A 15,710-nucleotide genomic window follows, 5' to 3' on the forward strand; every position below is an offset into this window, starting at 1 on the left:
GAATGCAATGCATCAGCCGGCCCCCTCGCTGCGCTGCCAGCTTAGCGCGAGAAATGACCTGCGGAAAAGGGCTGCATGCGCCGCTGATGATGAGCGGGCGCGAGATCCCTCACCCCAATTCCACCCAGACCGGCGCATGGTCGCTGGCGCCGTCCTGCCCGCGCACGTCGCGGTCTATCCCCGCCCCCTTCAGCCGGCGCACGAGCGTCTTCGACAACAGGATATGATCGAGCCGCAGGCCGGCGTCGCGCGGCCAGCGGTTCCGCCGGTAATCCCAGAAGGTGTAGAGCGTCTCCTTCGGGTATTTCTTGCGCAACGCGTCGGTCCAGCCTTGGTCGAGCAGCGCGGCGAAGGCGGCGCGGCTTTCCGGTTGCACCAGCGCATTGTCGTCATAGGAGCGAGTGGCGTAGATGTCGCGCGGCTCGGGCACGATGTTGTAGTCGCCGGCCAGCACCACAGGCAGGCCGGTATCGAGGAGCTGTGCCGCGTGCGCCTCCAGCCGCGCGTGCCAGGCGAGCTTGTACTGAAATTTCGGCCCCGGTTGCGGATTGCCGTTCGGCGCATAGAGGCAACCGATGACGATACCGTCGACCGCCGCCTCGATGTAGCGGCTTTGCTTGTCGGCATCATCGCCCGGCAACGCATCGCGGGTCAGCACCGGTTCGGCACCGCGCGCCAGGATCGCAACGCCGTTCCAGGTCGGCTCACCCTTCCACACCGCGCCATAGCCGGCATTGGCGAGGCTTGTCAGCGGAAACTGCGTGTCGCGCGCCTTCAATTCCTGAAGGCACACGACATCGGGTTTTGCGCTGGCGAGCCAGGCCAGGAGGTTGTCCAGCCGGCTGTTGATGTTGTTGATGTTGAACGAGGCGATCTTCATTGGTGGACGCCGCTGGCGCCCCGCACTTCGTCATCCTCGGGCTTGACCCGAGGATCCATGCCGTGACGTCTGGCGTAGAATGCGACGGGCCGGAGTTCTGCTCCGTGGCGGCTCTCGAAAGTCACGGCATGGATCCTAGGGTCTGCACGCGTCGCTTCGCTCCTTGCTTCGCCCTAGGATGACGAAACCGAGGGCCGCGCCACCCACGCCTTCACCCTCTCGGCAAGCGTCTTCAAATGATCGCCCGTCGAGAAACCCGACACGCTTTTGCGCGGCTTGAGATCATGGTCGCCATCCTCCAGCCAGATCACTTCGATGGCATCGGAAAGGCCATAACCGGCCACCTCGTCCCGGGTGCCGAATTCGTCGCGCGTGCCCTGAAATATCAGCGTCGGCGTCTTCAGCCCGGCGAGATGTTTTGTCCGCAATTGCTCGGGCTTGCCGGGCGGATGGAAGGGATAGCCGAGGCAGACCAGTCCCGATATCTCGCCCTTGGAAAACATCTCGTCGGCGACCATCGAGGCGATGCGCCCGCCCATCGACTTGCCGCCGATGATGAGCTTCCCGGTCACGCCGTTCGCCCGGAGGTCAGCAATCGCCTTGATGTATTCCGGGTTCACCGCCTCGGCGCGCGGCGGCGGCTTGCGCTGGCCGTAGCGGCGCGCCGCCATGTAGTGGAACTCGAAGCGCGCGACCTGGAAGCCCACGGCGGCCAGCGCCTTGGCGGTGGCGGTCATCGAGGGAGAGTCCATGGAAGCGCCCGCGCCATGCGCGAGCAGGATGGTGACGGGGGCGGTGTCGTGGCCGTCGAACAGGAAGGTGGTCATGGAATAGAACTCCGGTGGCTCGGCGTCGGTGACCCCTTCTCCCCTTGTGGGAGAAGGTGGATCGGCGCGCAGCGCCGAGACGGTTGAGGGGTGCTCCAGCGGAGTGAGACGTTGGCGTTCCCTGGAGCACCCCTCATCCGACCTCGCTTCGCGAGGCCACCTTCTCCCACAAGGGGAGAAGGAAAGGCAGCTTCGCCATCGCGCCAGCTCTCCACGATTGATGATTGGCGAAAGCCGCCGCGCCAGCCGATCTCCCTCCTTGAGGGGGAGATGTCCGGCAGGACAGAGGGGGCGTTCAAGCGCAGGCATGACCAACCCTCACCCCGCCGACTGCGCCAATTGCATATCCACGAATTGCACGCCCCTGGCCGCCACCCCAGCCCATTCGGACTGTCTGTCCAGCTCCAGATACCGCACCCAGAGCCGCCGCGCCTCCAGCAGATTGCCGGCATCAAACTCCAGCCGCGCCAAATTGAACACCGGGTCGGCATAAGTCCTGTCGAGCGCGATCGCTTTCTGCAGGTGCCTTCGCGCCGAGGCGTCGCGGCCTTGCTCGCTCATCAGCCCGGCAAGGTTGAACCAGGCTTCGACGAAGGCCGGATCGAGTTTTATCGCCCTGGCATAATCGTGCGCGGCTTCAGCCGCGCGCCCGGACCCGCGCAAACAATTGGCGCGGTTGAAGGCGGCGATGGCGTCGGTTGGATCGATGGCAAGGCAGCGCTGGTAAAGTGCGGCTGCGCCATCGTGGTCGCCGCCCTCCTCCGCCGCTTCCGCCTCAGTGAACAGGTCTTCCAGCGTGTCGTCGCCTTGTGTGGCGGCACCCAGATCGAACAGCAACTGCCCGTCGAGCTCGCTCTGGCCGCCTTCGAGATAGATCGCGTCCGCGCGCCCATGCTGCGAGCCGACATTGAGCGACTTGGCGGTGAGCGAGGCGACCGGGCCGGAGCGGTGCACCGAGCGCGTGATCGCGCCCCATGTCGCGCCGCCGGCGATCAGCCCGGCATATTTGCGCGCCAGGATCAGGTCGCGGAACGAATAGGGCTCGCCATCATGCTCGAAGGCATCGAACAGGCTGAGCCGGTCGAGATCGGCGCCGGACAGCCTGGACTGGTCGATCAGCGATTGGCGCGACAGCGAAGACGCCTCGGGCGCCTTCATCAGCCCGAGCAGCCGCAGGAAACCGTTCTCGCTGAGAAGCATGCGCCCGGCCGCGCGCTCGGCGACGACGCGGCGCTCAATCTCGGCATCGCCGTTTTTCGTCAGCCCAGCCTTGGCCAACAAGGCCCGTCCGAACACGACATGCGTGGTACGCCGGGTGACGCCGCGCCTGAGCTGGCCGTGCTGGCGCTCCACCTCGCGCCCGGCGAGCCGGAGCGGAAACGCCGCCAGCGCGCCGATCGTGCCGAAGACAGCGCCCGCAACGGCCGGTGCCGTCATTTCTTGCTCTTGCCGACCGCCTTGACCAGGTTGGCCTTGAGCGGATTTTCAGGAGCAGCGCCGCCTGCGGCCGCCTTCTTGGCGGCGGGCTTGGCGGCCTCGTCGGCCTTGCTCTTCGACTTGGCCGGCGGCTTCGACTGCGACAGGCTGGCCTTCAGCGCATCCATCAGGTTGATGACATTGCCGCGCTCCGGTGCCGCCGCGATGATCGGCTTGTGGCCCTTCAGCTTCTCGCGGATCATCGCCATCAGCGCGACCTCGTAGCGGTCCTCGTAACTCTTCGGATCGAAGGTGGTTTCCTTCCGCTTGATCAGCGCTTCGGCAAGCTGCAGCATTTCCGGGTCCGGTTTGCCGGCCGGAATGTTGCCGAAATATTCAGCCGTGCCGCGCACTTCGTTCGGGTTCCTCAACGTGCACACGAACATGCCGTTCTCGCGCGCGCCGATCGTCACCACGCGTTCGCGGCTGGACAGCACCAGCCGGGCGATGGCGAGCTTGCCGGATTTGCGCATGGCCTCGCGCAGCACAGCGAAGGTTTCCTCCGCCATGGCCCCGTCCGGCGCCATGTAATAGGGCGCGTCCTGGTAGATGACGTCGACCTCGTCCTCGTCGACGAAGGCCTCGATGTTCATCGTATGGTTGGATTCGATGCGCACCGCGTCGAGGTCGGTGTCATCGATGATGATGTACTGCTTGTCCTCGTACTCGTAGCCCTTGACCAGATCCGCCCGCTCGACGAGCCCCAGTTCGGGATCGACCGGCTTCATGTTGATGCGGTTGTGGGTCTTCTTGTGCAGCTGGTTGAACGAGATGCGTTCGCTGGCGCTGGTGGCGGGATATAGCCGCACCGGACAGCTGACGAGACTGAGCTTGAGGTAACCTTTCCAACTTGCCCTGGGCGCCATGATGAACTCCTACGCGGCCATGCGCTGACATTTTAGCTTGAGCATGATCTTATCCGAAAACCGGTTTCCGCTTTTCGGGATCATGCTCTCTGCAGCGCTTTTCGTCCGAAGGACGATCGACGCCGAGGAAATCCTACACCGACCCCGCACAATACCGGCAAATCCCTGACGAAACCTTCCGGCGGGTTTTGGGTCAAGGGAAGAGAATAATTCAAATTGTCGGAAGCGTCGATGGAGATGGAACTGAGAGGACTTGGTGCTTCGTCATCCTAGGGCGGAGCAGTCGCGAAGCGACGTCGCGAAGACCCTAGGATGACGAAGTGTAGGGATTGCGCCGACGCTTCCGGCTTACACATGGCCAAACACCGGCAAATCCCTCGCAAACTCATCGATATCCGCCCACGGATCGCCCGATGTCTCCAGCAACCCCGGCAGCGAGGCATAATTCAAATCCTGCGGCGCATCGATCGCCTCCAGGTCGCTCCAGCTCACCGGCGTCGAGGCCGGCAGATTGGTGCGCGCCCGCAGCGAGTATGGCGCCGCCGAGGTGTGGCCGCGCGCGTTGCGGTGATAGTCGATGAAGATGCGCCGCTTGCGGTTTTCCTTGCCCATGGTGGTGGTGAAGGTGTCGGGCGCGGTCGCCGCCAGATGCGTTGATATGGCGCTGGTTGCCTGGTGCAGCTTCTTCCAGTTCTGCTTGCCCGTCACCGGCACGGTGATGTGGATGCCGCTGCCGCCGGAGGTCTTGGCAAACGGCACCAGCCCCAGCCCCTCCAGCTCGCTCTTGATGTGGACGGCGGCCTCGACCACCTCGCGCCAGGAAATCCCCTCGCCCGGATCGAGGTCGAAGACGATCTGGTCGGGCTTGTCGAGGCTGGTGCGGTGTGTGCCCCAGGTGTGGAATTCGACGACACCGAACTGCGCCAGTGCCAGATAGCCCTTGGCGCCCTCGACCGAGAGATAGGACTTGGTCTCTCCCTCGGAATTGGTCGCCTGGAACGTCACCACCGAAGGCGGCATGCCGGTGAAGGCGTGGCGCTGGAAGAAGCAGTCCTTGGGCAGGCCGGTCGGGCAGCGCACCAGCGACACCGGGCGGCCAAGGATATGCGGCAGCATGAAGTCGCCGACCAGCGCGTAATAGACGGCGATGTCGAGCTTGGTCGGGCCGGTCTTGCCGAACAGACGCCGCGTCGGATTGGTCACCCAGATGGTCGCCAGATCGGCCTCCGAGATCAGGCGCTTGCGCTTGGTCGACACCGGCGTCGACAGGCCGACATCCCTGAGGCCCCTGAACACCCCGTGGCGCAGCGCATTGTCCGCCGTGCGGTTGGCATAGTGGACGCGCGCCGAGAACAACGGTTTCACCCAGTGCATCTCGCGCATGATTTCGCGCGGCACCCCTTCGGGCACCGAGGCGCCTGATGTCAGCGGCTCCAGCCGCGCCAGGAGATCGGCGGCCGTCTCGCGGTCGAAGCCGGTGCCGACCTTGCCGCGATAGTGCAGTTCGCCATCCTCCCATTCGGCCATGCCAAGGGCTGCCAGCCCTTCCGCCGCGTCGGAGACGGTGTAGCCGGCAATGACGAAGTCTTCGCTCTTTAGCGCCTTGGTCTTGGTCCAGCTCTTGGTGCGCCCGCTCTGGTAGATGGCGGTCGCCCGTTTTGAGACGACGCCTTCCAGCCCCATATCCGAAGCTTGATCAAAAAGCCCCTGCCCCGAACCCTCGACATGGTCGGAAAACTGGATCGCGGAATTGGCGCCGAGCCCGCCAAGCAGCTCGGCCAGCAGCGCCTTGCGCCGGATGAGCGGCACTTTCATCAGGTCCCAGCCGTCGAGATGCAGCAGATCGAAGGCGTAGAGATGCAGCTTGCTGCCGGCGCCACTCGCCAGCGCGTCCTGCAGCAGCGCGAAGCGGGAAATGCCCTTGGCGTCGAGCACGACGATCTCGCCGTCGATGATCGCCTCGCGGCACGGCAGCTTGGCGAACGCACCGGCCAGGTCGCCATAGCGCTTCGTCCAGTCGATGCCGCCACGGGTGATCAGCCGCACCTCCCCATTGGCGACATGCGCCATGGTGCGGTAGCCGTCGAATTTGATCTCGTGCAGCCACAGCTCGTTCGTATTCTCGGCAGGGCTTTCGCCGCCCGGCGGCTTCGGCACCTGGGTCGCCAGTTGCGGCTCGATCCGGCTGAGCGCCGGCGCCTTGGCCGCGCCGGGCAGGCCGCCCGGCTTCAGCGAACCAGGCTTTGGCGCGGACGTCGCGGCCGGCTTCGGCGGTGCCACTAGCTCCTCGATGCGCAATCCGGATTTGACGCTCTCCGGCCGCGCTTCGAGAATGTTGAGCGCCGTGTCGGCGGCGAGGTCGCGCTCCTTGAACAAGAGCCAGTTCTTCTTGGTCTCGTCCTCGCCGGGCTTGGGCTTCAGCCGGGTCAGCATCCAGCCGCCATTGAGCTTTTCGCCGGCCAGCCGGAACTTGAAGGCGCCGGTGCGCAGGCTTTTGTCGACATCGTCCATCGGCGCCCAGCTGCCGGTATCCCAGACGATCATCGGCCCGCCGCCATATTCGCCCTCGGGGATGACGCCCTCGAAATCGATATATTCGAGCGGATGGTCCTCGGTCTCCACCGCCAGTCTTTTGTCGGCCGGGTTGAGCGAAGGCCCACGCGGCACCGCCCAGCTTTTCAGGACATCGCCGACCTGCAGGCGCAGATCGTAATGATCCGCCGTGGCGTGGTGCTTGTGGACGACGAAGCGATTGCCGTCGCCGACGATCAGGCCGCCGGCGGGTTCCGGCGTCTTGGAGAATTCGCGCTTGGCGCGGTAGGTCTTGAGCTTGGGAGGGCTGGCCATCGGTCAGAGATCGAAGCGCGTGGCAACAGCAAACAAGCGTCTCAATCGTCAATCGCCGGCGTCAGCTCAAGCTCGGCCGGCGACAGCCCCTGCTGCAACTGGCTCAAGCGGAATTCGTCGACCCAATAGGCCTCGCCGTCGACCAGCACGCGCGCACTGTAGGTGCCGCCCGAGAAACTCTGCGCGGTGATGTAGACCTTGTGGCGGTCGAGCGCCTTGCGCACCGCGGCGCGCTTGGAGTTCTGGCTGTTCACGGCAGTGGACATGCGCTTCGCCCTCGGTCGCCTGACACGGAACCCGGCCGCTCTTGGCCGCCCGGCGACTGGCCCCAAGGATGGCGGAGACGCGCGGCCCTGTCAATTTCGCGGGCGCCCTTCAGGTCTTCAACCGCCGCAAACGGCGCATCACGCCCTGCACGGCCTTGTAAAGCCGCGGCTTGGAGCGCACGAAAAGCTCGGTCTTGCCGCGCAGCCTGATATAGGCGGTCGAGCCCCTGCCCTTCAGCGTCATCGGCTCGCACAATTCGGCCAGCACCGAACTCGCGGCGCCGATATGCTGCTTGTATCCCTGGCTGCCGACCGAAAGGTCGAAATAGCCGAGCCCCTGCGCCCGCGCCCATATCATCAGCTTGCCGATCGTGGTCAGGCCCGGCGAGACGTTGGGCACCGCCTCCTGGTCGATCCCGAGCAGCAGGGCGTGCAAGGTGCCCTTCATGACCAGGACGTAGATCACGGCGAGATAGGCTTGGCCAACGCGCAGCCCGAACAGCCGCACCGAGCCGTCGGAAAGCCCCTGCAGGGCGGCGTTGCGGTAGAACTCGACGATCGGCGCCTGAGTGAGGAGGTCGAAGCGGCCGAGCTCGCGAAAGCGATTGAGCCTGAGGTCCAGCAGCGTGCCGAACTGCTCCTCGATCATGTCAGGCGTCTCGGCTTCGACCAGTGCGAGGCCGCCGAGCTGTTCGAAGCGGCGGCAGTGCTTGTAGAAATGCTTGGTGAAGGACTTTTTGCAGATACGCTTGATCAGCGTTTCCGGCTCGCCATCCATGACCAGGCCCGAGGCGATCTGGATGGAGTCGCGCGCCGCCGAAAGCAGCGCCAGCGGGTTGGCGACGCCGTGGATCTGTCGCGGGATTCCCGCCACGTGGATGCGGTCGGCCGGCGGCAGCACGACGCGGACCGCGGCCCAGGCGGCGTCGGCGCTTTGCGTGGTCCAAAGCCTGGCATCGGCCAGCAGCGGCGCCGAATAATCGCACACGCCGCAGCTCAGCCATTCGATCACATGGTGGCCGAGCGCCCGGCGCCGCATCAGCGGCAGCAGCATGACAGGCGCGCCCGTGGCGGCGTCGTTGACTTCGACGACGAGCAGATCGGCACTTTTGGGCATCAGCCGGCTGGCGATCCCTTCCACCCAGGCAAGGCCCTGGTGACCGGTGCACAGGCCGGTTTCCTCGAGGCGTTGCCAGAGCTGCCTTATGGTGTCGAAGCTGGTGTGCAGCCGCGCCGTATAGTGCGCGCCGACGTCAATGCCGGCTCTGATCGGGGAAACTGGTTGTACCGGTGCATCCGCCGCCGCGGCCGGCTGCACTGCCTGGCTTGCCACATGCTTCTCCTATCCGTTCTGGCCCGCCCCGGCATCAACCACGCAAGCGCCGCAAACCCCGCATCGTTCCCTGGACCGCTTTGAGCAGCCTTGGGTTGGAGCGCACGAAAGCCTCGGCCCGCCTGCGGAACTCGATGGCGGCATTGGCCACCCTGCCCCGCATCGTGAACCCATGGCGGAGTTCGACCAATACCGAACCCTTGGCGCCCATATGTTCCTTGTAGCTCTGGTTGCCGACGGACAGGTCGAAATACCCAAAGCCCTGTTCGCGCGCCCAGCCGATCAACCTGCCCATGATTGCAAGCCCCGGCGAGACATTGGGCACGACGCCTTGGTCCATTGCTATCAGCAGAGCATGAACAGTCCCTTGATGAACCAGGAGATATTGAACCGCGATCAGGGCCTCGCCGACGAGCAGCCCGAAAAGCCGCACGGAACCGTCCAACAGGCCCTGAATGGCCGCGTTCCGGTAGAAATCGACGATCTTCTCCTGCGTCAGCAAATCGAAGCGGCCAAGCTCGCGAAAGCGGTCGAGCCGCATGCGCACCAGTTCACCGAAGATGCGCTCGACCTCGGCCGGCGCGCCGGCCTCGACCAGCTCCACGCCGCCAAGCCGTTCGAGGCGACGCCAGTCCTTGCCGAATTCCTTGACGAAGGACGGCCTGCAAAGGCGCTTGAGGACTGTTTGCGGGTCGCCGTCGATGGCGAGGCCGAAGGTGGTCTGCATGGAATCGCGCGCGGCCGGGAGCAAGGCCAGCGGATTGGCGACGCCGTGGATCTGTCGCGGAATTCCCACGATGTGGACGCGGTCCGACGGCGGCAGCGCCGAGCGCAGCGCCGCCCACGCGGCCTGCGCGGATTGCCTGGTCCACGGGCTGGCATCGGCCAGCAGCGGCGCCGCATAGTCGCAGACGCCACAGCTCAACCATTCCACCACCCAATGGTGGAACGCCCTGCGCCGCATCAGCGGCACAAGCATTCTGGGTTCGCCCGTCGCGGCGTCGCCCACCTCGACGATGAGGAGTTCAGCGCTTTCCGGCAGCAGCCGCGCGACGATCCCTTCGGCCCAGGCGAAATTCTGGTGGCCGGTGCACACGCCCTGCGCCTGCAGGCGCAGCCAGAGCGGCCTGACCGTCTCGAGGCTGGTGTGCAGTTTCGCCGTATAGGCGTCGTTGGCGGCGATGGCGGCGGGGTGCGGAACCTGCCCGCCGGGCAGGTCGGTCACCGCGGCAACTTGCAATGCCTGGCCTGACACGTCCCTCTCCTACCGTCTTACCGCGGCGAACGAAACCGCCCGCCGCCACGAGCCCAACCGGCTGTCGCGCTGCTGGTCCGGATGTTCGATGTTCCACATGCGGTGATGCACGAAATACCACGATGCCACGAGCACGAAGATCTCGGAGAGCGCGGAACCAGCCAGCGACCAGGGCGGAGACGCGACCGCCAGCAGGATCGCGATCAACGCCAGCCCGACGATGGCCCCGCCCAGGGTGATGAACGCGACGATGCGGAAGTCGCCCATGATCTCGAGGACGATGCGGGGCATGATGTAGAGCATGATGGGGATGAAATTCGCGATCACGAAAAGCCCGATGAACTCCACCGACGCATTCTGGAGAGCCTGCGATTTTATCATCGGCAGGACGAACAGGATGGCGCATCCATAGGCCACCGCGCCGAGCCCCATGACGAGGGCCCACAGCTTTGCCTGCGCCCAGACACGGCGCGTCTCGTTGTTGCGCATCAGCTTGGCGAGTTCCGGCTGCGTCATGTTCACGAAGGCAAGGCTGCTGATGCGCAGCGGCGCGAACAGCACGATCACCGCCGCCAGCGGCGCGTAGGCGGCCGGCCCGGCAATGCCGGCGACCAGCAGCGCCAGGCATTGGCCCTGGATGTTGGTGGTGGTGGCGCTGAATGCCGACCAGCAGAGCTGGGCCCAGAGCCTTGCATAGCGCCGCCGCGTCGGCATGCGGAAGCTGATGCGCATCGTGCGGCGCGCCAGCCGGACCAGGACGAAGATGCCGAACAGATTGGCCGCCGCGAGCGCGTAGAACACGGTCTGCAGCATGTCCCCGGCCATCCAGATCGCCAGGCCGGCCATGACGGTGCCGGCGATGGTGAAGGCGGCATCGCTGATGGAGACGATCACCTGTTGGCGGCGCGCGAAGAAGGCCGTGCGCATGTGGCTGCGCAGCGACCATGCACCGACGAAGCAGCCGGCGGCAATTCCGCTGGGATCGCCCAAAAGACGCATCACCACCGCCGTGCCGACGGCCATCAGCAGCGCGACGACCAGCGCCGCCGTCCCGAAGGCCACGTCATAGGCGTTGACGCCGGCGCTGTTGGTGCTCTTGCCCATCCAGATCGAGGCAGGAACGGCGGTGAGCGACCTGATGTAGGACAGGCCGACGCCGCCCATCACCATGCCGATGGCGAACAGGCCATAGCCTTGCGCCGACAGCATGTGCAGCAGCGCGATGTTGAGGGCGAAGTGGAAGCCGCTCTGCATCGCCTCGCCGCCGATCATCAGCACCAGGCGCCGCACCAGATGGCCAGGCAGTTTCACGGCCGTGTCTCCGCCTGGCGCGCGGTTGCCGTCCGGCTCGGCTTGGCGATGGTTGCCTTCAGCTTGTCCGTGGCTATGGCCGCGATCGCCGCCGCCGCGACCGGCTCGCTGAAGACCGCCTCGTAGCGTGCCCGCCCGGCGGCGACAAAGGAGCGCCAGGCCTCGGGCCGCAGGATGATTTCCTCGAGTTTGCCGGCGAGCGCGGCGGCATCGCCGGGCGGAACATGCCAGCCGGTTTCGCCGTCCGCGACCACCTCGACCAGCCCGCCGATCGCCGACACCAGCGGCGGCCGGCCATAGGCCATCGCTTCGATGGCGACGCGGCCGAGCGATTCGGGACGCCGCGACGGCACTGTGACGATATCGGCCCAGCGATAATGCTCGGACGGGTCGGGAATGAAGGGCAGCACGCTGACGCGTCCGCTGAGCCCCATGCCGTCGACCAGTTCGGCAAGCGCGCGCTCGCGCTCGACGCTTTTGAAGGCGCCGCCGACCAGCCGCACCTCGACCCTCGACCTGAGGTCCGCCGGCAGCGAGGCGATCGCCTCCAGAAGCACTTCCTGGCCCTTGATCCTGTTGATGCGGCCAAGCAGCAGCACCTTGAGCGGACGCTTGCCGTCATAGGTCATCGCTTCGGCCGCCGGCGGGCCGGCAACGCCGTTATAGACCACATGGGAGCGCGCGGATCGGGGCTCGCCGAACGCGGCGCGGGTGGCGCGCGAGTTGAAGATGAGATCGGCACGGCTCCAATGCATCAGGCCGACAAGGATCCTGCGCATGGCGCCTTCGGGAATCTCGTGGATGTGCAGCACGGCCTTATCGGGCAGAAGGCGGGCGGCCAGCGCGTAGTCGGCCACGATCGAGGTGTTGACATAGGTGAGGTCGCAATCCCTGAGCCGCCGCCAGGCCCTCAGCACCGCGACCGGCAGCCGCGCCATCTCGATGGTGGCAAGGCGCGCAATGGCCTGGCGCCTCAGCACCCAGAGCGGCTCGAAGACGATCCGGGTCGCATGCGGTTCGAGGATCTGCACGATCGGTCCGCCGCGCGGCAGGACCACTTCGATGTCGGCTGACGGAAACGCGGCGCGCAGCGCGGCCACGCTCTCCGCGAAGCTGCGGTCGGAGCCATAGAGTTCATAGCCCTGATGGATGCAGGCAATCCGCATCTTCACATGCATCTTTCTGTCAGGGGTGGTGTACGATTCCGCCGCCTGACGGCATCAGCGACAGGAAACTTCAAGTCCAACACCCCTTTGGACTCCACTGGTTGCCATGAAACGGATGAGATCCGGATCACCACTCCAATGCTGCACGCCCTCCGCCGATTCTGGCGCGCAGAAGTCCACGAGCAAGGATCGTGCCGGGCCTGGTTTGACCGTCTTCCGGCCGCCAGGTCCCGGCAATGCCTCGTTTCGATACATACGCATGGAAGGTTGACCGATAGTGAAACAGCGCCGGCGGCCGGAAGAAATATTTTACAACCCCGGTGCGATAATGAGCGAACCCCGACTCTGGTATGGATATCGCCAGGCAGCGGTTTCGGGATTGGAACAGCCTCGCATTGCGGAATCGAGCGGATTTGAAAGCGCCAGTAGCCATGAGACCGGAAACGCCCACCATCCTGATCCTTGGGACGCGCGGCATTCCCGCGGCCCATGGCGGCTTTGAGACCTTCGCCGAGAAGCTGGCGCTGTTTCTTGCCGGGCGCGGCTGGAAGGTCGGCGTCTACTGCCAGGAGGAGGTCGAGCGGGTCGACCGGAGAGTGCGCGTCGACACCTGGAAAGGCATCGATCTGATCCATGTCCAGGTCGCCTCGAAAGGCCCGCGCGCGACGCTGGAGTTCGACTGGCAATGCGTGCTCGACGCCGCCCGCCGGCCCGGCGTCTGCCTGGTGCTCGGCTATAATGGCGCTGTCTTCCTGACCTGGCTGAGGCTGATGCGGCGCAAGATCATCACCAACATGGACGGCATCGAGTGGCGCCGGCCCAAATGGGGTGTGGCGGCGCGCACATGGTTCTGGCTCAACGAGTGGATCGGCGCCTGGGCCTCGCACCGTCTGGTCGCCGACCATCCGGTGATCGCGGATCACCTGGCGACACGCCGGCCGCGCAGCGCCATAGCCACCATCACCTATGGCGCCGACCCGGTGACATCGGCGCCGGAGGCGCCGGTGTGCGCGCTCGGCCTCGAGCCGGGCAAATACCTGATCTCGATCGCGCGCATCGAGCCCGACAACAACATCCTGCCCATCGTCGAGGCCTTCTGCAGCCAGAAGCGCGACATGAAGCTGGTGGTTCTGGGCACGCTCTCCCCTGAAATTCCCTATCATGTCGCCGTCCGCGACGCAGCCAATGCCTCGGTGGTGCTGCCCGGCGCCATTTACGACCAGGCGGCGGTGAAGGCGCTGCGTTTTCACGCGCGCGCCTATCTGCATGGCCACACGGTCGGTGGCACCAACCCGTCGCTGGTCGAGGCGCTGGCGGCCGGCAACATGGTGATCGCGCACGACAACCCCTACAACAGATGGACCGCGGGCGCGGCCGCCATCTATTTCACCGATGCGCGCAGTTGCGCCGAGCGGATGCGGCAGGCGATGGAGGATGACGCCCTGGTCAGGGCCTGCGGCGCGGCCGCCAGGGCCCGCGCCAACGAAGTCTTCCGCTGGGACGATGTCCTGCTTGCCTATGAAACCGAAGCCTACCGGCTTCTGGGCGTGACCGCCGCCGGCGCCATGCCGGTCGATCGCCCCTCGCCCGGCGCCGTATGACGGGTTGGTCGCGACGGCGGCTGCTGAGGACCGCGCTGTCGACGGCGCTGGCGCCCGCCACGGCGGCGCTTTCTTTCGCGCCACCCGCTTTGGCCGCCACTGGCGAATGGCGCTTTCGCCGCGGCGTCAATGCCTGGCCCTGGTTAGCACTGACGCGCGAGTTTCCCGCGCCGCGCACCGACTATGCCTGGCCGCCCTTCCAGTCGCAGCGGCCGGTGCCGACACCGGACGACCTTCGCCGGCTGCGCCGGACCGGGCTCGATTTCATCCGCCTGCCGGTCGATCCCGGCCCCTTCCTCGCCGCCGACGCCGCCACGCGCGCGAAATTGCTGGCGATGCTGGACGATGCCGTCGCGGCCGCCCTCGATGCCGACCTCGGCATCATCGTCAACGTGCAGGCCAACGGCGCCACCCATTACTGGAATCCCGACCGCATGGTCTCCAGCACCGCCGCCCCCGAATTCGCAGCCTATCGCGCGCTGGTCGGCACGCTTGCCGGCAGGCTGCAGCGCTTCGCACAGGGCATGGTGGCGCTGGAACCGGTCAACGAGCCGCCGCAATCCTGCTCTTCCAATGTCTGGTCGAACGTCCAGGCGGCCCTTTTGACGGCTGCCAGGGCATCGTCGTCGGCCTTGCCGCTGGTCGTCACCGGCGGCTGCGGCTCGATGGTGAGCGGGCTCGCCGCGCTCGACCCGGAGCCGCTGGCGGCCTTCGAGCCGATCCTGTTCACCTTCCACTTCTACGAACCCTATCTGTTCAGCCACCAGGGCGCGCCCTGGATGCGCGAGCCCGTCTACCGCGCGCTGAACAACGTGCCATGGCCGGCTTCCGCCGGTTCGCTCGAACAGACGCTGGCCTCTGTCAGGGCGCGCATGGCTGATGACATCGAGACCTCCGGAGCGGACAAGCAGGCCGCCTATGCCGAAACCGAGCGCGTGCTCAAGGTCTATTTCGACGCCAGGCCCGACCGCTGGTTCATCGACAAATATATCGGCCAGGCGCGCGACTGGGCCGACAGCCACGGCATCGCGCCTGGCCGCATCATCATGGGCGAATTCGGCGCGCTGCGCACCGACGCCCGCTACGTCGCCGCCCCCAACCCCGACCGTGCCCGCTATATCGCCGATGTCAGGCAGAGCGCCGAGGCATCAGGCTTCCCATGGGCCTTCTGGGACCTCTTCGACGGCATGGGCATGATGGACGACACGACGCGCGCACTCGACCCGGCGATGGTGGATGCGCTGGGGTTGAGGATGCCTGAGCAATAACGCCAACCGTCCAGATCTTCGTCATCCTAGGGCGGAGCAAGGAGCGAAGCGACGCGGCGCAGACCCCTGGAGCTGCTTCGCAGCCCAAGGGATCCATGCGGGATCTTGAAGCGCCGCAGCGGTGCAGAATGCTCACCATCCGGTGCCGCGAAAAAGTTCGAACCACTCCGACTTGGTCTTTTCGGTCAGGTCGATCGTCCATTGGCGCACCCAGCGTTTGGTGCCCATCTACCGATAGAGGTTCGGGTGCCTGGCCTTCTCGGTTTGACAATTTCCCGCCCTCTGAACCGCCATCGCGTAGGCTCTTTCATAGACGTGGATGGCCCTCTGGAACTTGCCCGGATTGGGCGTCAGATGTTTATCGATCCCATCGTACAAAAGGACTGGAACAGTTATGATCGCTTTTCCATCCTCGTTCGGCCTCAACCGACATCTTTGGATTACGCCGTTCAGATCGCCCGCCATTGTTGCGACCTTCTTCAAATAGGCATCGTCCTTCCCAGCCAAGAAATTGATGTTGTTCTGCTCTCCTTGCCCTGCTGAGGCAGCCGATATCGCGAAGCAAATTCCTGCGGTGAATGAAGCCAAAGCAAAGCCTAGTTTCATGGTTCCCT

The 15,710-nt window shown here is 65.5% G+C and carries 13 protein-coding genes; 2 read left to right on the forward strand and 11 right to left on the reverse strand.

Annotated features, from left to right (window positions below):
• Nucleotides 1–109: 109 nt before the first annotated feature.
• The 10 genes from EN804_RS18340 to EN804_RS18385 form a co-directional block, all read right to left on the reverse strand.
• Nucleotides 110–880: an exodeoxyribonuclease III gene (locus EN804_RS18340; protein ID WP_135920604.1), complete on the reverse strand. Its 771-nt coding sequence runs from the start codon at nucleotides 878–880 to the stop codon at nucleotides 110–112.
• 173 nt (nucleotides 881–1,053) lie between these two features.
• Nucleotides 1,054–1,707 (reverse strand): alpha/beta family hydrolase, encoded by a 654-nt coding sequence (locus tag EN804_RS18345; RefSeq protein ID WP_135916539.1) that lies wholly within the window; start codon nucleotides 1,705–1,707, stop codon nucleotides 1,054–1,056.
• A 318-nt stretch (nucleotides 1,708–2,025) separates the two neighbouring features.
• Nucleotides 2,026–3,144: a tetratricopeptide repeat protein gene (locus tag EN804_RS18350; RefSeq protein ID WP_135920606.1), complete on the reverse strand. Its 1,119-nt coding sequence runs from the start codon at nucleotides 3,142–3,144 to the stop codon at nucleotides 2,026–2,028.
• Nucleotides 3,141–4,049 carry a Ku protein gene (locus EN804_RS18355; protein ID WP_135920608.1) on the reverse strand — a complete coding sequence of 303 codons (909 nt, stop codon included), beginning with the start codon at nucleotides 4,047–4,049 and terminating at the stop codon, nucleotides 3,141–3,143. Before EN804_RS18355 ends, EN804_RS18350 begins: the two co-directional genes overlap by 4 nt.
• Nucleotides 4,050–4,397: 348 nt before the next feature.
• Nucleotides 4,398–6,896: a DNA ligase D gene (gene ligD, locus EN804_RS18360; protein WP_135920610.1), complete on the reverse strand. Its 2,499-nt coding sequence runs from the start codon at nucleotides 6,894–6,896 to the stop codon at nucleotides 4,398–4,400.
• A gap of 41 nt (nucleotides 6,897–6,937) precedes the next feature.
• The gene (locus EN804_RS18365; RefSeq protein WP_127278490.1) at nucleotides 6,938–7,162 is read right to left on the reverse strand and encodes a hypothetical protein; all 225 of its coding nucleotides are present in this window, start codon (nucleotides 7,160–7,162) and stop codon (nucleotides 6,938–6,940) included.
• Between the two features lie 109 nt (nucleotides 7,163–7,271).
• Nucleotides 7,272–8,495: a GNAT family N-acetyltransferase gene (locus EN804_RS18370; RefSeq protein ID WP_135920612.1), complete on the reverse strand. Its 1,224-nt coding sequence runs from the start codon at nucleotides 8,493–8,495 to the stop codon at nucleotides 7,272–7,274.
• A 34-nt stretch (nucleotides 8,496–8,529) separates the two neighbouring features.
• Entirely contained in the window at nucleotides 8,530–9,750 is a 1,221-nt protein-coding gene (locus EN804_RS18375) for a GNAT family N-acetyltransferase (protein WP_135920614.1), read from the reverse strand.
• A gap of 9 nt (nucleotides 9,751–9,759) precedes the next feature.
• A complete protein-coding gene (locus EN804_RS18380) occupies nucleotides 9,760–11,061 on the reverse strand; it encodes a hypothetical protein (protein WP_189524131.1) in 1,302 nt (433 codons plus the stop codon).
• The gene (locus EN804_RS18385) at nucleotides 11,058–12,227 is read right to left on the reverse strand and encodes a glycosyltransferase family 4 protein (RefSeq protein WP_135920941.1); all 1,170 of its coding nucleotides are present in this window, start codon (nucleotides 12,225–12,227) and stop codon (nucleotides 11,058–11,060) included. Before EN804_RS18385 ends, EN804_RS18380 begins: the two co-directional genes overlap by 4 nt.
• Before the next feature lie 431 nt (nucleotides 12,228–12,658).
• Between EN804_RS18385 and EN804_RS18390 the strand changes: the two genes are divergently transcribed.
• Nucleotides 12,659–13,828 (forward strand): DUF1972 domain-containing protein, encoded by a 1,170-nt coding sequence (locus tag EN804_RS18390; protein ID WP_135920616.1) that lies wholly within the window; start codon nucleotides 12,659–12,661, stop codon nucleotides 13,826–13,828.
• Nucleotides 13,825–15,096 (forward strand): cellulase family glycosylhydrolase, encoded by a 1,272-nt coding sequence (locus EN804_RS18395; RefSeq protein ID WP_135920618.1) that lies wholly within the window; start codon nucleotides 13,825–13,827, stop codon nucleotides 15,094–15,096. The genes EN804_RS18390 and EN804_RS18395 overlap by 4 nt, the downstream gene beginning before the upstream one ends.
• Before the next feature lie 228 nt (nucleotides 15,097–15,324).
• Here EN804_RS18395 and EN804_RS37260 read toward each other — a convergent pair whose 3' ends face one another.
• Nucleotides 15,325–15,702 (reverse strand): hypothetical protein, encoded by a 378-nt coding sequence (locus EN804_RS37260; protein WP_189524535.1) that lies wholly within the window; start codon nucleotides 15,700–15,702, stop codon nucleotides 15,325–15,327.
• Between the last annotated feature and the right edge of the window lie 8 nt (nucleotides 15,703–15,710).

The organism is Mesorhizobium sp. M8A.F.Ca.ET.161.01.1.1 (genome assembly GCF_004792105.1).
In the GTDB taxonomy this organism is placed as follows: Bacteria; Pseudomonadota; Alphaproteobacteria; order Rhizobiales; family Rhizobiaceae; genus Mesorhizobium.